Origin of the sequence: Microbacterium trichothecenolyticum (assembly GCF_030818955.1) — a bacterium.
Lineage (GTDB): Bacteria > Actinomycetota > Actinomycetes > Actinomycetales > Microbacteriaceae > Microbacterium > Microbacterium trichothecenolyticum_B.
This window is the reverse complement of sequence record NZ_JAUTBF010000001.1, coordinates 213,403-234,291: the sequence shown is the minus strand read 5'-3', so window position 1 is coordinate 234,291 and position 20,889 is coordinate 213,403. Positions and strand designations below refer to the sequence as shown.

Genomic DNA, 20,889 nt, shown 5'->3' with positions numbered 1-20,889 from the left:
CGCAGACCCATGCGACCGACGCCTCTCCCGTGTGCGACACTGTGAGGACGGCCCGCTTCCCACCGACGCTCGTACGGCGATACGGGGAGGTCCGGGCCACAGCGAGCGATCTGAGTCACTCTTCGACAGTAGCGCTCCGCTCCCGGACTCTCGGCGCCGCAGCCGAAACGTCTTCGTAATCCCGAAACCCTACGGTGTCGGGAACCCGTCCCCGACCCCCGAGGAGGCAGCATGCGCCCGATGATCCCGCTTTCGATCGACGCCGATCCGTGGCGCGCTCTGCTGTCCCGCTCCGATATCCGGATGCACGACGGCATCCTGCACCTCATCGACGACACCGCCACACCCGCCCTCGCCGAGCGCGACGACCTGCTCACCGCCGCCTCGGCCATCGAGGCGGCCGGCGTGCGGGTGCTCCTCGTCCGCGACGCGAACCGCCGTCCGAAGCTCGTCGTCGACACGGCCGACGCGACCGCGGCGATCGGGGCCTTGCGCGACCCCGAACTCGGTCCCGTATACCTGAAGGCCCGCGGCGAAGACCCGGTGCCCGCGCACAGCGTTTCACCGGCCGCCGACTCCGTCCAGGCCTACGGCGTGTTCCGCCCGCGCACCTCCACCGAGGGCTCCTACCGGTACGGCGCATCGCTCGCGCCCCGGCTCGAGCTGTGGCGCTTCGGTGCCAAGACGATCGAGGCTCCGCGCCCGAGCGCCCTCACGCGACGCCGTTTCGCGGCGGCCGATCTCGACCTCGTCGAGGTCGAGCGCTACGGCCGGCGGTGGACGACGGTGTCGGGCATGTTCGATCCGCACCCGAACGAGTTCGTCGGCGACGTCGACATGGTCTTCTCGTGGGTCGACGGCTCGTCGAGCGAGTTCCAGCGGCAGCGCGCCGCGCGCATGAAGGGCTACGTCGTCGGAGACGGCGACGACAACGCCGCCCGCTACCGACAGGTCGACGAGCTGCGCTATGCGCTGCGCAGCGTCCACATGTACGCGCCGTGGGTGCGCCGCATCTTCATCGCCACCGACTCCCCCACGCCCGGATGGCTCGCCGACCACCCCAAGGTCACGATCGTTCGCAGCGAGGAGTTCTTCGCCGACCCGTCGGTGCTGCCCACGCACAACTCGCACGCCGTCGAGGCGCAGCTGCATCGCATCCCGGGCCTGGCCGAGCACTTCCTCTACAGCAACGACGACATGTTCTTCGGCCGGCCCGTCACCCCCGAGCTGTTCTTCAGCAGCGGCGGGGTGAGCCGTTTCGTCGAGAGCGGCATCCGCATCGGAACGGGACCCGCGCACACCGCGCGTTCGGGTCACGACAACGGCCTGCGCGTCAACCGCGCGCTGTTGAAGGAGCGCTTCGGCCGCGTCATCACCCTCGACCTCGAGCACTGCGCGACGCCGCTGCGACGGTCGGTCGCGTACGAGCTCGAGCGCGAGTTCGCCGAGGACTACGCCCGCACCGCCGCGAGCCGGTTCCGCTCGGCGACCGACATCTCGGTCACGAACAGCCTGTACCACCACTACGCGCTGGCCACCGGCCGGGCGGTCATCACCACGCAGCCCCGCACGCGGTACGTGCAGACGACGCAGCTCGACTCGCTCCGTACGATGGAACGTCTCGTCTCGCGTCGCGACACCGACATGTTCTGTCTCAACGACGGCAGCGTGCCCGAGATCCCCGAGGAGGTTCGGGTTCCCGCTCTGCGGGCATGTCTCGAGCGCTACTTCCCGGTCATGGCGCCGTGGGAGAAGCAGGCCGTCAGCGCAGGATCGTCAGCGGTGTCGTCGGTGGCGACACCCGCCCACTGAGGTCGCGCGAGGTCGGCACCTGGATGCCGGCTTCGCGCAGACGACGCTGCGACTCGGCGGCGTCGACGTACTGCAACGCCTCGGCCGCGGCGAGCGGCACCACGGAGTGGACGATGGTCTCGTCGTACACGTGCACCAGGTTGAAGCCCTGCGCGGCGTCCTGCGGGCGCGTCCCGCCCGCGGGGACCATGAGGTCCTGGGTGTAGCAGGTGGCGGAGGCCACCGACACGGGGATACCGGCGAAGGTGGCGAACGTGGAGTAGTGCAGGTGTCCGGCGAGGATCGTGCGCACGTCGGTTCCCCGGAGCACGTCCGCAAGGCTCCGCTGGTCGCGCAGTTCGACGGACGCCGCGAGATCGAGCACGCTCGGCACCGGCGGGTGGTGCATCGCCAGGACGGTACCCAGGGGCGCGGGCGTCGCCAGCACGTCGGCGAGCCAGGCGAGCTGCTCGGGCGTCACCTCGCCGTGGTGGGCGCCGGGGACCCGAGGTGTCGAGGGTGACGATGCGCAGGCCGTCGAACTCGTCGACGCGATCGACGGGTGCCGCCGGTGCGGCGGCGTCGCCGGGGAGCAGGTGCGAGCGGAAGGTGGCGCGGTCGTCGTGGTTGCCCATGACCCAGACGATGCGTGCGTCGAGGCGCTCGGCAAGCGGCTCGACGAGCGCGCGCACGCGGTCGTAGGCGTCGGCTTCGCCGAAGTCGGCGAGGTCGCCGGTGAAGACCAGGGCGTCGGGACGCACGCCGGACGCGTCGATGGCCTCGACCGCTCGGGCCAAGTACGCCTCGGAGTCGACGCTGTCGTAGAGCGGAGCACCTCCCGCCCGAAGGTGGGTGTCGCTCAGGTGCAGCAGCACATGCTCGGCGCGCGGGTACTCGGCGTAACGCATCTCGTTCCTCTCGGGCCGTCGGGTACGACCTCGTGACCGGCGTGATGCTCCCGGCTTGCGCAAAATGTTACAGGCATGTTTCGCGAACGCGCGATGAACATGTCAAGAATTCACCGAATTCACCCCTCCGGCGCGCAGCCCGCGGGTCCGGGGCGGCGAGGCGAGTCCGCGACGCGGGTCAGGAAGCGGCGATACGGGCGTAGTCGTCGACACTCAGCTGCTCTCCGCGCAGCGTCGGGTCGACACCGGCGCGTTCGAGGCGCACCGAGGCCTCCGCGGCCGATCCCCCCAGCACGCCGGCGAGCGCCTGGCGCAGCATCTTCCGGCGCTGCTGGAAGGCGGCATCCACGATCTGGAACGTGCGGCGTCGCTGTTGCTCGGAACCCCGGGCCTCGGCATCGCGTTCGAAGGCCACCAGCACACTGTCGACGTTCGGCACCGGCCAGAACACCTGACGCGACACCGTCCCGGCCAGGCGCCACCGCCCGTACCAGGCGGCCTTCACGCTCGGCGCGCCGTACACCTTCGATCCGGGCGGGGCCGCGAGGCGCTCCCCCACCTCGGCCTGCACCATTACCACGCCGCTGCACAGGTACGGGAACGTCTCGAGGAAGTGCAGCAGCACCGGCACCGACACGTTGTACGGGAGGTTGGCCACCAGCACGCTCGGCTCACCCGGCAACGTGTGGACGCGCAGGGCATCGGCATCGATCACCGTCAGGCGGTCGGCGGGAACGTCATGGGCCCGCGCCGTGACGGGCAGGCGCTCGGCGAGGCGGTGGTCGATCTCGACCGCGACCACCGAGGCACCCGTTTCGAGGATCGCGAGCGTCAACGAACCCAGCCCCGGACCGATCTCGACCACTCGGTCGGATGCCGATACACCGGCGACCTGCACGATCTTGCGCACCGTGTTGGCATCGACGACGAAGTTCTGCCCGAGCTTCTTGGTCGGGGTCACATCGAGGTCGGCGGCGAGCCGGCGGATCTCGGCGGGACCGAGCAGGGAGACGGGCATTGCTCCACTGTAGTCAGCCCGCCCACAGCTTCCGGGCGTAAGGGGGCCGGAGCGGGGAGTATCGTAGGCGGGTGAGCCAGACGCAGTCCATCCCCGTCAACGCCTTTACCCTGAGAAGTCCCTTCGGTCGTCGAGCAGTGGTGCTCTCGATCGCTGCGGCCGTCGGCGGGTTCCTCTTCGGATTCGATTCCTCGGTCATCAACGGTGCCGTGCAGTCGATCGAGTCCGAGTACACGAAGGTCCCCACCCTGACCGGGTTCGTGGTCGCCATCGCGCTCATCGGCTGCGCCCTCGGCGCGATCGCCGCCGGCACGCTCTCCGACCGCTTCGGCCGACTCAAGGTCATGATGGTCGGCGCCGTGCTGTTCCTGGCGTCGTCGATCGGGTCGGCGCTGACCTTCAGCGTGCTCGACCTGACGATCTGGCGCGTCGTGGGTGGTCTCGGTATCGGCATCGCCTCGGTGGTCGCTCCGGCCTACATCGCCGAGGTCGCTCCGCGACAGATCCGCGGTAGCCTCGCCTCCCTGCAGCAGCTCGCGATCACGCTGGGCATCTTCGCCGCACTCCTCAGCAACGCCCTGCTCGTGGCCGTGGCCGGGGGCACCGCCGAGAACCAGCTGTGGTGGGGCTTGGAAGCCTGGCGGTGGATGTTCCTGATCGGTGTGGTCCCCGCCGCGGTCTACGGTCTGCTGGCCTTCACCATGCCCGAGTCGCCGCGATTCCTGCTCGCCCGCGGGCGCGCCGACGAGGCCCGCGCCATCTTCGCCCGTCTCGTGCCCCCGGCCGACCTCGAGAAGACCCTCAACGAACTCACCAACGCGATCGAGACCGACCGCAAGAACAAGGGCGCCTCGCTCTCCGGCAAGGCCCTGGGACTTCAGCCCATCGTCTGGATCGGCATCATCCTGTCGGTGTTCCAGCAGTTCGTCGGCATCAACGTGATCTTCTACTACTCCACGAGCCTGTGGCGCGCCGTCGGCTTCGACGAGGGCAACTCGTTGCTCATCGGCGTGATCACCTCGGTGACCAACGTGCTCGTGACCCTCATCGCCATCTGGCTGGTCGACCGCGTCGGCCGCAAAGCCCCTGCTGCTGGTGGGCTCGGCCCTCATGGCGGTGTCGCTGGGGGCGATGGCCCTGGCGTTCTCGTTCGCCACCGGGTCGGGGCAGAATGTCTCGCTTCCCGGGGCGTGGGGTCCGGTCGCCCTGGTCGCGGCCAACCTCTTCGTCGTCGGCTTCGGCGCGTCGTGGGGCCCGCTGGTGTGGGTGCTGCTCGGTGAGATCTTCCCGAGCCGCATCCGCGGCAAGGCCCTCGGCGTCGCCGCCGGCGCGCAGTGGCTGGCCAACTTCCTCGTGTCGTGGACCTTCCCGCAGCTGGCCGAGTGGTCGCTCACCATCACCTATGGCGCGTACGCGTTCTTCGCGGCCCTGTCGTTCGTGTTCGTGCTGTGGAAGATCCCCGAGACCAAGGGCATGGAGCTCGAGCAGACGGAAACCCTGTTCGTCCGCAAAGCGAAGACGAAAAGCTGAGAGGATGCCGTCATGACCAACAACTCGAAGTCCCACGAAGAGATCCGCGAAGAGCGCGAAGCAGCACAGAAAGAGAAGGACCGCCTCGAGCGCGCCGAGCAGGCGCGTCTCGACGACGAAAAGCGCTGAGCGCACCCCTCACGCCTCGAAGGCCGGCATCCCGCGGGATGCCGGCCTTCGCCGTCGCCGAGCCTCGCGCGGCGAATGTGCACAGCGATTCGCGCACGCTCACGGAACGGCGCCCGCTCGGCGATGTACACAAAGTCCGTCGACGTCGCCGGAATCCTGCTGACCGTACGCACATCACTGAGCGAGTGCAGCACCGGTGCCCCCGCAACCCGGGCGGAACCCCGAGGTCAGAACTCCCCGTACACCTCGAGCGTGTTCGCCGCGACCTGCGCGCCGAGGGCGTCGGCATCCATCGCCAGCTCGGCCGCCAGAAAGCGCAACGTCAACGGAATGAGGTACGGCGCGTTCGGCCGACCGCGGTAGGGCACCGGGGTGAGGAAGGGCGCGTCGGTCTCGACGAGGATGCGATCGAGGGGCGTCACCGCGAGAGCGTCGCGCAGGTTCTGCGCGTTCTTGAACGTGACGTTGCCGGCGAACGACAGGTAGTACCCGCGGTCCGCCGCGATGCGGGCCATGTCGGCGTCGCCCGAGAAGCAGTGGAACACGGTCTTCTCCGGCGCGCCGACACGCACGAGGGTATCGAGCACGGCGTGGTGGGCATCGCGGTCGTGAATCTGCATCGCGATCCCGTGCTTCTTCGCCAGGGCGATGTGCGCCTCGAAAGAACGCAGCTGAGCCGGGATGCCATCGGCCTCGGTGCGGAAGAAGTCCAGGCCCGTCTCGCCGATCGCCCGCACCCGCGGCTCGGCCGCGAGCTCGTCGATCACCGCGATCGCGGCATCGAGCTCGCCTGCCTGTTCGTAGGCGGGCGCCTCGTTCGGGTGGATCGCCACCGCGGCGAGCACCCGAGGGTGCGTGCGCGCCGCCCAGGCCGACCACCGCGACGAGTCGACGTCGCCGCCGGCCTGCACCACGCCGTGGACGCCGACGGCCAGCGCATGCTGCAGCTGCTCGTCGAGGGAGAGGCCCGTCTCACCGTCTTCGATCTCGAGGTGCGTGTGGTTGTCGTACACGGGCACGCCGAGCGGCTCGGGCGCGGGCGGATAGCTCACGTCGCGGCGGCCGTCGGCGGAACGCTCGCGCACGTACTGACTGGGGTCGCCTCCGTCGATCGTGCCGCGGGGGCGCTCGACGGGGGTCGAGCCGGCGGCGGGCTCACCCGTCATGCTCACGCCTGCTCGACGCGGGGGAAGAGCGGCGCGAGGCCGTTCACCGACGATCCCGCACGCAGTACGCCCCACTCCCCCGCTTCGCGCAGCGGCTGGTCGTGCAGGCGACCGATGCTCTCGGCCGCGCCGAGCGCGATCCACAGCTTCTCGGTCGAGGCCGGCATGACCGGCGACAGCAGCACCGCGAGTGCGCGCAGGCCCTCGGCGGCGGTGTACAGCACGGTGCCGAGGCGCTCGCGCTTCGTCTCGTCTTTCGCCAGGGCCCACGGCTCGTTCTCGGTGATGTAGCCGTTCACGGCGTCGACGATCGTCCAGATGGCGGCGATGGCCTCGTCGATGCGGAAACGCTCGACGGCGGCGTCGGCGGCAGCCGCGGCATCCGCCACCGTCTTCTGGATCGCGAGGTCGGCTTCGGTGGAGGTGCCGGCCGGCGGGACGATCCCCTCGAAGTACCTCTCGATCATCGCGATCGTTCGGGATGCCAGGTTGCCGAAGCCGTTGGCGAGTTCGGCCTGGTAGCGGGCCGAAAGGTCTTCCCACGAGAACGAGCCGTCTTGGCCGAACGCGATCGCGGACAGGAAGTAGAACCGGTACGCGTCGGAGCCGAAGACGTCGGTGATCTCGGTCGGGGCGATGCCGGTGAGCTTGGACTTCGACATCTTCTCGCCGCCGACGAGCAGCCAGCCGTGGGCGAAGACGCCGCGGGGCACGTCGAGGCCGGCGGCCATGAGCATGGCGGGCCAGATGACGGCGTGGAAACGCAGAATGTCTTTGCCGACGACGTGGAACGCGGGCCAGCGGCGGGCGAACTGCTCGGGGTCGTTGCCGTAGCCCACGGCCGTGGCGTAGTTGAGCAGCGCATCGACCCACACGTAGATGACGTGCGCGGGGTCCCAGGGCACGGTGATGCCCCAGTCGAATGCCGAACGCGAGATCGACAGGTCTTTCAGGCCGCTGCGCACGAACGACACGACCTCGTTGCGCGCCGACTCGGGCCGCACGAAGTCGGGCTCGGTCTTGTACAGCTCGAGCAGGCGGTCTTGAAACTCACTCAGCTTGAAGAAGTAGTTCTTCTCCTGCAGCAGCTCGAGCGGTTTGGAGTGGATCGCGCACACCTTGAGCCCCTCGAAGGGACCGGTGCCGTCGACGATCTCGGCCTCGGGCTTGAACTCCTCGCAGCCCACGCAGTACAGCGCCTCGTACTCGCCCGCATAGATGTAGCCGCGGTCGTAGAGCGCCTGCACGAACTGCTGCACGCGCTCCTCGTGGCGCGGCTGCGTCGTGCGGATGAAGTCGTCGTTGGCGACGTCGAGCGTCTCGAGCAGCGGGAACCACGACTCGGTCACGAGCTTGTCGACCCACTCCTGGGGGGTCACGCCGTTGGCGGCGGCGGCGCGCAGCATCTTCTGGCCGTGCTCGTCGGTGCCGGTCAGCATCCAGGTGTCATCTCCCGCCTGGCGATGCCAGCGGGCGAGCGTGTCGACGGCGACGGTCGTGTACCCGTGCCCGATGTGGGGCAGATCGCTGGGGTAGTAGATCGGCGTCGTGATGTAGAAGGAACGGCCGGAAGTCACTAGAAGATTCTACGGGGAGGCATCGACGCGGCCGACCGTGTGACGGGGCCTCAGAGCTCGCCCGTTCCATCGCCGACGCGCACACGCACCAAACCGCCGCGCCACGGCATCAGACACGCAAAAGGTCGTTGTAAACTTCCGTTGCACCGACGTTTACCTGCAGTTCATGCAGATTGCTGAGCCAAAGGTCGGTCGCGATGCACGCGAATCGCGCGAACGATCGGACGAGGGGGAGCCGGTGAACGACGGCACAATCAGCTTCGAGGCGGTTGTCCTTGCTGGTGGTAACGGCTCCCGTTTCGGGGCGGATATCCCGAAGCAGCTCATCAATCTCGCCGGACAGCCGATCCTGTATCACACGCTGCGCAAATTCGACCTCATTCCCTCCGTCCGTCGCGTCGTGGTCGCCGCCAATACGCAGTTCCGGCCGGAAATCGAAATGATCGCCCGTAATGCGCTGAGATTCAAGAAGTTCGAGATTGTCGATGGAGGGGATTCGCGTAATCAGTCCGTGGCCAACTCGATCTCCACGATGAATGGTCCAGACGACACGCACGTTCTGATTCACGACGGCGTTCGACCGCTTGCGAACTCCGAGTTGATCGAGCTCGTCAACTCGGCCTTGGAACACGCCGATGCGGTCGTGCCGGTGATCCCCTCCGCCGATCCCCTCTTCGTCGTCGATGAGACGGAGGTGACGGGGTTCGTCGACCGAGCGAAGGTCCTGCGAGGCCAGTCGCCTCAGGGCTTCCACCTGGGCCAGCTCCGCGAGACGTTCCCGCCGGACGGGGTGTCCGCGGAGGGCTACTCGACGGTTTTCGAAGAGGTCCATGCACGCTACCCCGGCCTGCGCATCATCACCGTGCCCGGAACGTTGAACAACATCAAGATCACAACGCCGCTGGACCGAGTGATCGCCGGTCAACTGCTTTTGGACGAGTGACGTCGAGAAGCGCTCTCCCGCCATCGCGGGCTTGCATCGACCATGCCTAGGAGTACCCACGTGCGTTCCCGCCTTCCCCTCGTCAGTGCGATCGTCACCTCTTTGAGACGACGCCTGCTCCGGTTCACGGGGACCGCACTCATGAGCGTGCTCCCCGCCGACGAGACCACGGTGGTGTACGGGTACCCCGAGGCAGAAGAACAGTCCCTGGGAACGGCCCTTCTTCTCGCCGAGAGATCCGATGCCCGCGTGGTGCTGATCGCGACCGACACGGACGTCGCCGCCTCGGCGCTGTCGACCGCCTCCACGATCCTGGGACTTCCGACCCGGGGGATCTCGATCGTGGCGAAGCGATCGCTGAGGGGCTACCTCGCCTTCATCCGAGCTCGGCACGTCTTCTACACCCACGGTTTGTGGGAGTCCCCGACGCCTCGACGAGGGCGCCGGCACGTCAATCTCTGGCACGGAGTAGGTCCCAAGCGCACCTTCAACGGGACCCGACGTGATCGGATCGGCGCGCAGGTCTTGTGCGGCCAGGTCCCGAGCTGGACCCGGCAAGCGGCGGCGGATCTGGGGATGCCGCCGCGAACGGAGATCTCCTCCTTCAGCGGAAGAAGACCCTTCGTGAGGGGGGCACGTCCGCGTGCGGCGGTGTTCGCCAAGCTCGGCCTCGATCCTCGCCTGCCGCTCGTCCTGTGGGTGCCCACCTACCGTGCCAGTGTCAAGAGCACCCCCGCGCCCGCATCGCCTTCCGAGGGAGCCCTCCTGGGGGATGACTTCCTCGCCGTGCTGCAAGCGAGCGAGATCAATTTCGTCGTCAAGCCCCATCCGAGCGATCGCGCGCAGTTCACGACTCTCAACGCCGACGTTCTGACGACCGGTGCGATCTGGGCGGCCGGCGTCTCTCTCTACGAGCTGATCGCCCACGTCGACCTGATGATCAGCGACTACTCGAGCATCTGGGTGGACTACCTCTGGACACGCAAGTCCTTGGCCTTCCATCTCCCCGACGAGTCCGCGTACGTGGGCGGACGCGGGCTCAAGTCGCCCGACTTCCGGGACTGTGCCCCCGACCTCGTCCTCCGAGAGGTCGGCGCACTCGAGGAGGCTCTGGATGCCATCTCTTCAGGCGGCGTGTGGCGGGAGAGTTCCCTCGCCTCTCTCCGCACCCGGCTACAGGTCACGGACGAGGGGCCTGACGTCGCGACCTTGATGGTCACGACGCGCCACGGTCGGCGACTTCGACCTCGGGATGCCGAATGAAGCGGTTCGCGGGACTGCTCCTCGCGGCCTTCGCCGCGCCGTTGGCCACGTTCCTGAGCGGCCCCCTGCTCGCCCGTGCGCTCGGCCCCGAAGGACGCGGTGAGATCGCCGCGGTAGCCTCCGCCGTCGTCGTGGTGACGATGCTGGCCTCCGCGGGGAGCCCCGACGCGGCATCGGTGAGCGCCGCCAGGTACGGGCGTCCGGGCGCGGGCTACTTCCGCCGACACAAGTGGTCTCTCCTCCTATCCGTGGCGGCGGGCAGCGTCGCTCTGGTCGTCTGGTCGAAGACCGTCCTCTCCGGAAGCGAAGAAGCGGCGCTGTACATGCAACTCGCCGCCGTCGCGCTCCCCCTCCTCGTCGTCACCGAGATCTCTCGCGCGGCAGCACGGGGCTCCAAGGCCTACGCGTCGATCCAGGCCGAGTCCTGGGTCGCCAACTTCGGTCGTCTGGCCCTGCTGATCGTGCTCCTGATCCTCGGGCAACTCACCGTCCTCAGTGCGGGCATCGCCACCCTCGTGGCGGCCGTCGCGGGCGGGCTGTTCTTCTGGGCCGAGTTCACACGGGCCAAGACGCCTCAGACGATCCCGCACGAGATGAACCTCACGCGCTTCGAAGGCTCCTACAAGAACAAGTTCGCCGCCATAACGATCGTGCGAGTGCTGAACCAGCGTGTCGATCAGGTCGTCATGCTGCCGCTTGCCGGTTCCGTCGCGCTCGGCTACTACGCGGTTGCCATCTCGCTGAGCCAGTTGCTCCCCCTCGTCGCGAAGGCCCTGCGCAACTTCACTTTCGCCAAGGTGGCGCAGGACTCGACGTTGTCTGCCACGGCCTTGGTCTCGCGGCTGGCCAGCTTCTTCACGCTCCTGGCCATCATCGGTCTGCAGATCATCGCGGAGCCGGTCATCTATCTGCTCTTCGGCCACGAGTTCACGCCGAGCGTCGCGCCTCTGCGCATCCTCCTCCTGGCAGCGTGGCCCCTGACCCTTGTGAGCGTATGGGCCGACGGACTGGTCGCGATCTCGCGGCCCGGGATCTACGGCGTCGCCGAGGGATCCGCTCTGGCCGTGAACCTGGTTCTGCTGTTCGTCCTGGTACCGACGATCGGGGCCGTCGGTGGTGCTCTCGCCTGTCTGGTCGCGTACACCATTTCCGCGTCGATCGCCCTCGGAGCATTGAAGAGGCGATCCTCGCGACCGCTGAAGGACTTTCTCATCATCACTCGTGATGATCTACGACGCCTCCGGAGAATGTAAGGATCGAGGCGCGCGAAACCGTTGCAGTAGGATTTCTTCATGTTCCGACTCCCCGTGCGCCCCATCGACCGCTTGTATCGGGGACTCATTCTCGGCCAGAAGCGCCCGATCATCGGACCCGTCTTGCGGCAGGCGCTCAAGCTGCGTGGCATCGATATTCCCGCTGAGGCACTGCAACCGGGAGACGGACTCGTTCTGCGCCACGCAGGTAACGTCGTCGTCCACCGTCAGAGCCGAATCGGGCGCAATGTGATGCTGCATCAAGGCGTCACGGTCGGGCGCGGTGACATTTGGCGCGAGCAGGATCCCAGCTTCAGGGGTTTCGTCATCGAAGACGAGGTCATTCTGGGGGCCAATGCGGTGGTCGTGAGTCAGAAAGGTCTGCTCACCATCGCCGAAGGTACGGTTCTCGGAGCGAATTCTGTTCTGAATACGTCCACCGGGCCGTGGGAGATCTGGGCCGGTGCGCCGGCGCGCAAGGTCGGCGAGCGCGAGCGTCCCTGAGGACACGCGCCGGCTGCCTCCCGGCGTCGTGCTCATCCGGGGCTCAGCGCTTGACGGCCAGCGCCGCCTGGTACAGCTCCCGTGAGGAGTGACCGGTCTGAGCGGCGACCTCGGCGGCAGCCTCTTTGAGCCTCGTGCCGCCGCGCACGAGCTCGAGCACCTGGGTCACGGCATCCGGGAACGCCACCTCGCGCGCGGTGGCGCCGCCGACGACGATCGCGATCTCGCCGCGCACGCCCTCGGCCGCCCAGGCCGCGAGCTCGGCGAGGGTGCCGCGCTTGACCTCTTCGTAGAGCTTCGTCAGCTCGCGGCAGACGGCGGCGGGGCGATCGGCACCGAACGCGCTCGCGAGGTCTTCGAGAGTGGATGCCACCCTCGACGGCGACTCGAAGAACACCAGGGTGCGCTCCTCTGACGCCAACTGAGCGAAGGCCTTGCGTCGTTCCCCGGGCTTTCGGCGGGGAAAGCCCTCGAAGGCGAAGCGGTCGGTGGGAAGCCCGGCGACGGCGAGGGCGGTCACCACGGCGCTCGGCCCCGGGATGGCGGTGACGGTGACGCCCGCGGCAGCTGCGGCGGCGACGAGCCCGAAACCGGGGTCGCTGACGGTGGGCATGCCGGCGTCGCTGAGCACGAGCAGGTCGTCTTCGCGCGCCAGCTCGACGAGCTCAGCCGCGCGCTCCTTCTCGTTATGGTCGTGCAGAGCGATGAGTCGCGGGCGGTTCTCGACACCCAGGCCGGCGAGCAGTCGCTGCGTCGTGCGCGTGTCTTCGGCGGCGACGACCGTGGCGTTCTCGAGGGCCTCGATGAGCCGTCTCGAGGCGTCGCCCAGGTTGCCGATGGGGGTGGCCGCGAGGATGATCACCGTTCCACCTTAGGCTGGGAGCCGTGACCGACGCCCCCGCCCTGCTGCTCTCAGACGAGCGGACACGCCTGGATCGCTGGCGCGACGCGCTGCTCGTCGACCCACGACAGCTTCGCATGTGGCGCTGGCTCGCGCCGACCCTCGTCACGCTCGCCGCCGCCGTGCTGCGCCTGATCGACATCGGCGATCCGCACCAGCTGGTCTTCGACGAGACGTACTACGTGAAGGACTCGTGGAGTCAGTGGCTGCTCGGCTACCCCTCGACATGGCCCGAGGGCTCCGACGGGCGCTTCGCGACCGGTGACACCGACATCTTCACGGGCATCGGCAGCTACGTCGTGCATCCCCCGCTGGGGCGCATTCTCATCGGCGCCGGCATGGCGCTGCTCGGCCCCGACTCGGCGACCGGCTGGCGTCTCTCGGCCGCCGTCTTCGGCACGGCCACCGCGCTGCTGATCTACCTGTTCGCCCGCACGCTCACGCGGTCCATCCCGCTTGCGACCGTGGCATCCGCTCTGTTCGCCATCGACGGCCTCGGCATCGTGCTGAGCCGCATCGCGCTGCTCGACATCTTCCTCACCTTCTTCGTCGTGCTGACGTTCTGGTTCGTCGCCCTCGACCATCGACGCACCGGTGACCGGGTCGCGGATCTCGTCGCGGCACGGGGCGACGAGTATCCGATGTGGGGTCCGCTCCTGTGGAACCGTCCGTGGCTGCTCGCCGCGGGCGCCGCGGCAGGCGCCGCGACCGCCGTGAAGTGGTCGGGCCTGTACGTGCTCGCCGCCGTCGGCATCTACGCCGTCGTGACCGACGCGCTCGTGCGCCGCCGGGCCGGGATCGTGCAGTGGCCGATGGATGCCGCCCGCCAGGGCGTCGTGTCGTTCGTGCTGGTCGTACCGGTCGCCGCCGTCGTGTACCTGACGACCTGGTCGGGTTGGCTGTTCACCAGCGGCGGCTACATGCGCGGCGCGCCGGTGAACGCGACCGGCTTCTGGGCATGGGTGCCCGAACCGCTGCAGCGCCTGTGGGCGTACCACCAGGAGATGTACAACTTCCACGTCGGGCTCGTCACCCCGCACAGCTACGCGAGCCCCGCGTGGCAGTGGCCGTTCCTCATCCGTCCGACCTCGATGTACTGGCACCAGGACGATTTCGGCGTGAACGGCTGCGCGCTGCCGAACGGGTGCACCGAGGCGATCTCGAGCCTCGCGAACCCGCTGATCTGGTGGGGTGGGATCGCGGCATCCGTGTATCTGCTCGTGCGCTTCGTGCTCGTTCGCGACTGGCGTCACGCGCTCGTGCTGACGGGCTTGGCAGCCACGTACGTGCCGTGGCTGCTGTACCCCGAGCGCACGATCTTCCAGTTCTACACGGTGGCGATGCTGCCTTTCCTCGTGCTGGCGCTGGCCTTCGCCCTGCGCGACGTCGCCCGGGGTGTGCGGGGCATGTCCCGCGCAAGCGGTCAGGGCGTCGTGATCGTGTTCCTCGTCGTGTGCGGGCTCGTCTCGGCGTTCTGGTACCCCGTGTGGGCGGGTCTGCCCGTGCCGTACGAGTTCTGGCGTCTGCACAACTGGCTGCCGAGCTGGATCTGATGACGTGACCCGCGGCGACGAGTGGCTGCACGATCCGCGGCCCGTGCAGCGGGTCAAGCTCTTCCGCGATGCGCCGGTCGATCGTGCCGCATGGCCCACGACCATTCCCGCTGTTGCACAGTTCCTGGAGGTCGCGGCCGGCGACGGCTGGGAGTTCGGACCCGGGGTGACGTTCCTCGTGGGAGAGAACGGCTCGGGCAAGTCGACGCTCATCGAGGGCATCGCCGAGGCAGCGGGGCTCCCCGCCGAGGGCGGGTCGACGAACGGCGGCGGCGAGACCCGACGCACCGAGAGTCCGCTCGGTGAGTGGCTGCGCATCGAGCGGAGTCCGCGCGCGCCCCGGTGGGGCTTCTTCCTGAGGGCCGAGACGATGCACGGGTATTACTCATGGCGCGACGATCTCGGCGGTCCGGCGCCCAGCCTGCACGAAATGAGCCATGGTGAGTCGTTCAACAGCCTCCTCGACGAGGTGCTCGACCACGAGCGCTACGTCGCGGGCCTCGCGTGCCTCGACGAGCCCGAGGCGGCCCTGTCGTTCTCGTCGACGCTGCGCTGGCTGGCATCCCTCGACCGCATGCGTTCGCGCGGCACGCAGGTGATCTGCGCGACCCACTCCCCCGTCCTCGCGGCGCTGCCGGGGGCGACGATCCTGGAGCTGGGCGCGTGGGGCATCCGCGAGAGCGCCTGGGAAGACCTGGACCTGGTGCGGTTGCACCGCGGGTTTCTGGAGGCGCCGGGGCGGTATCTGCGGCACCTGCTGGAGTGACGGGTGGGCTCGCCGCCCGAGCCGGCGTTCCGTGACCGATCAGCCTGGGACCCGCGGCGCGATCAGCCGAAGATTGCTTCTCGGCGCGATGCATGCGGGAAGCACCTCAGCGCAACAGACACTCTTGCCGACCGGTGCGGAGTTCACGGCTGTACCGCGCCCCACGCATCCGCCCGCTGCACGCAGGAACGGTGCCCGCTGGGCGATCGGCTTGATGACGGACGGTGCGACGGCACCTTGACCCCCGACCGCGGGCGCGACCTCCGCAGGCAGTTCGGTCGTCGCGCCACCGACCGGGGAGCTCTTCGATGTCGGCCGAAAAGTCTCTTCGAAGAGCTTGCGATCCTCAGGGGTCAACGTGTAATTCCACGTCGCCACCGCACTACCGATGGGCGGCGGGGCCAGCGGTTCGACAGGTGGAGCCGGATCCACAACCACTTGAGGCGGGATATCGAACGATCCCTGGGGCATCTGCGGCTCTGTCGACGTGTCGTCGGCCGAGGGGAGAGCGGGAGAATCGACATCCCCGGCCTCCGCGACCCTCGGCAGAACCTCTGCGTGCGCGGTGCCGGTCGACCCCGTGAAACCGGCCACGAGCGCAGCACCGGTCACGACGAAAAGGACAACGAGACGAAGGACAAAGCGCATGGACACCCCGGAAGCCGCCGGCGTGGCGGGCGACGTCGCCTGAACTCAGGCAGTCCTGATCATGTACAGAGGGAGCGTTCAGGAGCGAGTGTCGAACGCGGAACGAGGGCATGAGCGGAGGCAGAGTTCACCCTCGGATTCATCTCGCTAGGCCGGCGTTCACGTCCGGGACCGTCGCCACGCGGACGTGACCGCCATGACGAGAAGAGGAGGGATCGAAGGAGCCCTTACGCAGATCGCGCCGAAGAGATAAAGCAAGATTGCGCGGAAGAGGGCACCCGTACGCTCCGCCGGACCGAAGTAAGTCGCGATTTCTGTCACGATCATGGCCGGAAGCAACCATGCCGTCGCGCCCACAGAAAAAGCCGCAACCATGCCGACAGATCCCGACATCGAGCAGTCCAGGAGAAGTCACAACTGACCTCGCATGACACGAACCGCCACCGACCTCGACACCTCATCAAGTGTCAAGGGCCCGAGTCCTGGTCCAACTTCCGCCTCCGCCTCGGTCCAACGCCTGCTCCAACTTCCAAGCCAAGCCACTGATTAATCCGTTCAGCCTGCAGGCGGGCGCACGTCAGAGAGGAAAGAGAACCGCCGAGGGAGATAACCCCGTCTCGAGTTTCGAGCTGAACGACGCCGCTCTGCCAAGCCCCGCTTACAACAGGCCAAAATATAATGTAGAACCATCCCTCGTCTGGCACACCCGACGCTCGGACTACCACGCCACGCGAGTACGTTCGCGTCCACCAAGAGCGAACCACGAGACGGTCACCTTCAATTGTTATCCCTGTCCACCAAACACGTATCCATGCCCACGGAAGACTCAGGATTACCGGCGAAGTTGAACCGATCACGAGGAATTTGTTTAGGGTGGATAAATCGAGACTCGCAAAAAATGCCCCGACGGGAAGCCAGTTGAGAAAAATCGTCGCGACGAGCAACCTTGCGAGACGACCCGTTCTGCACCCCTTGCGAAAATTCATCTCAGCTACAACCAAATTCAATAGAAACGAACCAACAATTTCCGAGCGCCTCGAGCGTATGAACTCGCGATCGGGTCACGCTTACCAGGGGCCGACGGTGTAGATATCGGCGTCCTTCTGGATACGACGCCCCACGCGTTCGCCGTGGTGGTCTCCGCTATACGTCCGTACCAACGCGCGGCAGTGTTCGCGGGCCTCAAGCTCGCTCTTGTGTAAGCACCAGCGAGCGACGAGACGACCTTGGTTGTCGTCACCATCAGTTGTATGGCTGCCACGGCCTTCGATGCAAAACCACCGCTAACAGCTCCCAGGGCCTCGATGCCAACCCCAGTCCAGTCTCCCTGCAACGCGTAACCCGCCATCTTGACCACAGAACAGGCCGTTCCAGCCATGCCGAAAGCGAATATACAACCGAACTCAAGGACCGGATTGTTGGTGATGGCCTTCCCCACGTCTCCCACCAGGCCCTCCCGCTCAGGTCGTTCTTGCCGATCGGGTCTGTCGGCCAGACGTAGTCGTTGTCGACACCGCCCTCGACCGGGTCGACCTGCAAGAACCGACCCAACGCCGGCACATACAACCGGGCGCCCATCTCGACCACCAGCGCCGTCTCGAGCGTCTCGGTGAGCTTTTGCGCCCCTTGATGCCACCCGGTCGTCCCGTTCACCGAACCGGACTTGTTCGCCGCCCCCGTGCCCAACGCGAGGGTGCCCGCCTCGAGCGGCTGACTGAACGGGTCGTACAGCTCCACCCCCGACGAGGTGGCCCCGTCGCCCGTCGTCAGCGTGTGACCCTGCAGCGACGGATACGACCACGACGATGGGCCCGAAGACGGGACATCGACCGTCACCCCACCAGGCAGAGACAAGAACACCGTCACACCGGCATCCCCCGACACCACCGCCCACGGAAAATCACCCACACCGGCAAACACATACCGCGATGTCACCCCCGGAGCATCACCCGCCGGATCCACCGTCCGCGACACCACACGACCCGAACCATCACGCACCAGCGACACCTTCGACCCGGCATACGTCCGCGTCCCGACATGGCGGTTCTCCGCGTCGTACGAGAACAACAGATCCGACAACCGCGTCGTGTTGCCCCGCACGTCGTACGAGATCTCATCCGCACCGAACCCGTCGGCGATCTGCGACGCCCCCGTTCGATCGCCCGATGCCCCCCGCCCACGCGTTCGGGCCGCATCCGCCCGACGACGCGAATTCATACGTCAGTTCGTGCCGCGAAACTTTCGTCGACATCAAACGACCCGCCGCGTCGCATCCGTACGTCGGCTCGAAAACCCGACCACCCTGCGGGATGCTCTCACGCACGACACGACCCGCCACCGATCGGGTTGTCATCTGCCGACTCCGGGAGGTTACTCGAGTACATTTCCATCCGATCGCGGGCGATCGATTCCGGCATGCTGACGAATGTGCCATGCCAGCCTTAACGCCTGCTTGCGTCTCGCTATTGTGCCCGGATAGTCGCGACGTCGACCCGATCGTTGCGCGATGAACAGCGTTCCTACCGGACCAACGAAAGGTATCCATCGAATCACCCCTTTGGAAAGAAGACCGAGGTAACCCGTCACAGACGCAGAAGCAACATCCTCGACAGGTATTCGATACGTCCGGTACCAACTACATATCACTACCTCGTGATCCGACAACCAAACCCCCATGAACCAGGGCCGAATCATCCAGTACAAGAAAAGTGGGCACAACGGAAGCAATGCGAGTGTTCCCGATCCGACGAAAACGGGAGACAGGGCCACCAGTAGCCATGCACCCCCAAGGATAAGTCCGCCGATTCGCGCGCCATTCGATGAACCGTGGAGGTATGTGGCCGATGGATTTACCATGCCAAGTGCCGTGTCAGCATTTTATTGGCAGCGAGATTGAAGCGTAGACACGCGAAGGCGGACGCCAAGGAGACCATTGCCGCAGAACTTTCTCTTTTGCGCTGCGGTCCAGCTGTAACGTGCCACACAACAACTGGCACCCATGCTTCCCTCGGATAATGGCCGCGCCGCCACAGACGACGAGCTCTATGATTCCGAGAGCCTCTGTCTGAACGACATCTGAAGCCGCATAGTCTGCCCAGAAGTATTCTCCGAGCGATATGAATGTGATACACCCATCCGCGACGATCATTTCGATGGGCAAGCCACTCCCGTTCCGACTCTCCGCATAGATGATTTCGGATCCCGGCAATTCATGTGCAGTATAAAAACCCCATGTCTCGATCTCCGACCGCAGCCGCCGAAGCTGTTCTTCACCGCTCAACAGAGAGACCGCCCTCGGAAGATGTTGTAATGCCCTTTACCAGGTCCCGCCACGCGGAATACTGCGTGAGTGGTGGTACCCGTCACACGCCTGCCTAACGTCGACCATCCCACTCTGAATCTCCATGCAGGATTATTCAAGGCACCGCTCCGCGTGCCTAGGTTTGCAGAGCCAAACAATCGGCTACTCTCTCCAAGAAATCGGGATGTGGACAGCCGCTGCGCGAGGCCCGGCGAGAAAGAAAATAGCGAACGAGCGCCCGCTCCCATTGCGGGCACCTTTCCCGCGGTGAGGCCGCCGAGCGCCGCCGAAGCGGCGAGCCCCCCCCAGCTGAATCGCTTGGTTCCCCCTGTACTAACGGCGTAACTCGCCGCCCCCGCGGCCACTCCGATGCCCACCGCGACAGCAACGCCGCAAGCAACGGTGGCCGCGCAGGCGATTGTCCCTGCAAGGGCCAGTCCCGCCACGGCGATCGCTCCGACGGTTCTCCACCACTCATCGCCCTCGGCACGCCCGGTGAGGTCGTTCTTCCCGATCGGGTCGGTGGGCCAGACGTAGTCGTTGTCGACGCCGCCCTCGACCGGATCGACCTGCAAGAACCGTCCCAACGCGGGCACGTACAACCGGGCGCCCATCTCGACCACCAGCGCCGACTCGAGCGTCTCGGTGAGCTTTTGCGCCCCTTGATGCCACCCGGTCGTCCCGTTCACCGAACCGGACTCGTTCGCCGCGCCCGTGCCCAGAGCGAGGGTGCCCGCCTCGAGCGGCTGACCGAACGGGTCATACAACTGCACCCCCGACGACGACGACCCATCCCCCGTCGTCAACGTGTGCCCCTGCAACGACGGATACGACCACGACGCCACACCCGAGGCGGGAACATCGACCGTCACCCCACCCGGCAACGAGAGGAACACCACCGCAGCGGCATCCCCCGCCACCACCGCCCACGGAGAATCCCCCGCACCCGCATACACATACCGCGTGATCACCCGCGGCGCATCACCCGCGGGATCCACCGACCGCGACACCACACGACCCGAACCATCACGCACGATCGACACGGTCGAGCCCGCGTACGTACGCGTCCCGACATGACGGTTCTCCGCGTCGTACGAGAACAACAAGTCCGACAACCGCGTCGTGTTGCCCCGCACGTCATACGCGATCTCATCCGCACCGAAACCGTCATTCACATGCGACGCCCCCGGCCCCGCACCCCACACCGAATTCGACAACAACCGATCCGCCGAGACGCGAACTTCATAACTCCTCATTGCATGGGGTCAAAATCAAGCCGGGGAGAACTGATACCCCCGCGCCGACGAATATGGGCAGCCGTCCTCAGAACAGACGAGCGTCGCCCGATCGTCCCCGGGAAGTCTCTCTCCTTCCCAAGCTTGTCGACGATCTTCAAGACAGCGACGGGACCGACGAACGGAATCCAACCGATAGAACCCCACGAGAAACTTCCCGTATACCGGACAACAGATACTCGCTCAATGTCGCCTAAAGATATTCGTGAGACCCTAAACCAATCTCGCACAATGACGCTGTCATCCGTCAGCCAGACGCCCATAAACCATGGGCGAGCAGTCCAGAATAGAACGGGTAGCAGGATCCAGAGCGCCATCTTCGTACCGGGCACGGACCAGTCGT

Annotated in this window: 13 protein-coding genes and 2 pseudogenes; 8 read left to right on the top strand and 7 right to left on the bottom strand. The window is 66.6% G+C overall.

The genetic code is table 11. From position 1 onward, the window contains the following. Positions 1–231 precede the first annotated feature (231 nt). Complete coding sequence (locus QE412_RS01050; protein ID WP_307479057.1) at positions 232–1,812, top strand: stealth family protein; 1,581 nt, start codon at positions 232–234, stop codon at positions 1,810–1,812. On the opposite strand, the pseudogene QE412_RS01045 reads toward QE412_RS01050, so the two are convergent. Beyond that, a pseudogene (locus QE412_RS01045) lies at positions 1,763–2,699 on the bottom strand (phosphodiesterase). The gene QE412_RS01050 and the pseudogene QE412_RS01045 overlap by 50 nt on opposite strands. A gap of 178 nt (positions 2,700–2,877) precedes the next feature. Then, a complete protein-coding gene (rsmA, locus tag QE412_RS01040; RefSeq protein ID WP_307479055.1) occupies positions 2,878–3,717 on the bottom strand; it encodes a 16S rRNA (adenine(1518)-N(6)/adenine(1519)-N(6))-dimethyltransferase RsmA in 840 nt (279 codons plus the stop codon). A 71-nt stretch (positions 3,718–3,788) separates the two neighbouring features. On the opposite strand from rsmA, the pseudogene QE412_RS01035 reads away from it, so the two are divergent. Continuing rightward, positions 3,789–5,247, top strand: a pseudogene (locus tag QE412_RS01035) (sugar porter family MFS transporter). Between the two features lie 356 nt (positions 5,248–5,603). On the opposite strand, the gene QE412_RS01030 reads toward QE412_RS01035, so the two are convergent. Together QE412_RS01030 and metG are read right to left on the bottom strand one after the other, a co-directional pair. Beyond that, positions 5,604–6,542: a TatD family hydrolase gene (locus QE412_RS01030; protein ID WP_307479052.1), complete on the bottom strand. Its 939-nt coding sequence runs from the start codon at positions 6,540–6,542 to the stop codon at positions 5,604–5,606. A 2-nt stretch (positions 6,543–6,544) separates the two neighbouring features. Next, positions 6,545–8,119: a methionine--tRNA ligase gene (metG, locus tag QE412_RS01025; RefSeq protein WP_307479049.1), complete on the bottom strand. Its 1,575-nt coding sequence runs from the start codon at positions 8,117–8,119 to the stop codon at positions 6,545–6,547. Between the two features lie 166 nt (positions 8,120–8,285). Between metG and QE412_RS01020 the strand changes: the two genes are divergently transcribed. Genes QE412_RS01020 through QE412_RS01005 form a run of 4 tightly spaced genes read left to right on the top strand, consistent with a single transcriptional unit; the run spans position 8,286 to position 12,082 of the window. Further along, entirely contained in the window at positions 8,286–9,062 is a 777-nt protein-coding gene (locus QE412_RS01020) for an IspD/TarI family cytidylyltransferase (RefSeq protein ID WP_307479046.1), read from the top strand. Between the two features lie 60 nt (positions 9,063–9,122). Then, a complete protein-coding gene (locus tag QE412_RS01015; RefSeq protein ID WP_307479043.1) occupies positions 9,123–10,325 on the top strand; it encodes a CDP-glycerol glycerophosphotransferase family protein in 1,203 nt (400 codons plus the stop codon). Further along, positions 10,322–11,578 carry an oligosaccharide flippase family protein gene (locus QE412_RS01010; RefSeq protein ID WP_307479040.1) on the top strand — a complete coding sequence of 419 codons (1,257 nt, stop codon included), beginning with the start codon at positions 10,322–10,324 and terminating at the stop codon, positions 11,576–11,578. Before QE412_RS01015 ends, QE412_RS01010 begins: the two co-directional genes overlap by 4 nt. Before the next feature lie 39 nt (positions 11,579–11,617). After that, the gene (locus QE412_RS01005; protein ID WP_307479037.1) at positions 11,618–12,082 is read left to right on the top strand and encodes a hypothetical protein; all 465 of its coding nucleotides are present in this window, start codon (positions 11,618–11,620) and stop codon (positions 12,080–12,082) included. 43 nt (positions 12,083–12,125) lie between these two features. On the opposite strand, the gene rsmI is transcribed toward QE412_RS01005, so the two are convergent. Continuing rightward, positions 12,126–12,944, bottom strand: coding sequence for a 16S rRNA (cytidine(1402)-2'-O)-methyltransferase (gene rsmI / locus QE412_RS01000; protein ID WP_307479035.1), 819 nt, complete (start codon positions 12,942–12,944; stop codon positions 12,126–12,128). A gap of 23 nt (positions 12,945–12,967) precedes the next feature. Here rsmI and QE412_RS00995 point away from each other — a divergent pair, with 23 nt between their 5' ends. Then, positions 12,968–14,536, top strand: coding sequence for a dolichyl-phosphate-mannose--protein mannosyltransferase (locus tag QE412_RS00995; RefSeq protein ID WP_307479032.1), 1,569 nt, complete (start codon positions 12,968–12,970; stop codon positions 14,534–14,536). Between the two features lie 4 nt (positions 14,537–14,540). Continuing rightward, positions 14,541–15,302 carry an AAA family ATPase gene (locus QE412_RS00990; protein ID WP_307479029.1) on the top strand — a complete coding sequence of 254 codons (762 nt, stop codon included), beginning with the start codon at positions 14,541–14,543 and terminating at the stop codon, positions 15,300–15,302. A 1,890-nt stretch (positions 15,303–17,192) separates the two neighbouring features. Here QE412_RS00990 and QE412_RS00985 read toward each other — a convergent pair. Both QE412_RS00985 and QE412_RS00980 read right to left on the bottom strand, forming a co-directional pair. Then, positions 17,193–18,167 carry a hypothetical protein gene (locus QE412_RS00985; RefSeq protein WP_307479027.1) on the bottom strand — a complete coding sequence of 325 codons (975 nt, stop codon included), beginning with the start codon at positions 18,165–18,167 and terminating at the stop codon, positions 17,193–17,195. Between the two features lie 1,059 nt (positions 18,168–19,226). Then, a complete protein-coding gene (locus QE412_RS00980; RefSeq protein WP_307479024.1) occupies positions 19,227–20,426 on the bottom strand; it encodes a hypothetical protein in 1,200 nt (399 codons plus the stop codon). Positions 20,427–20,889: the final 463 nt, after the last annotated feature.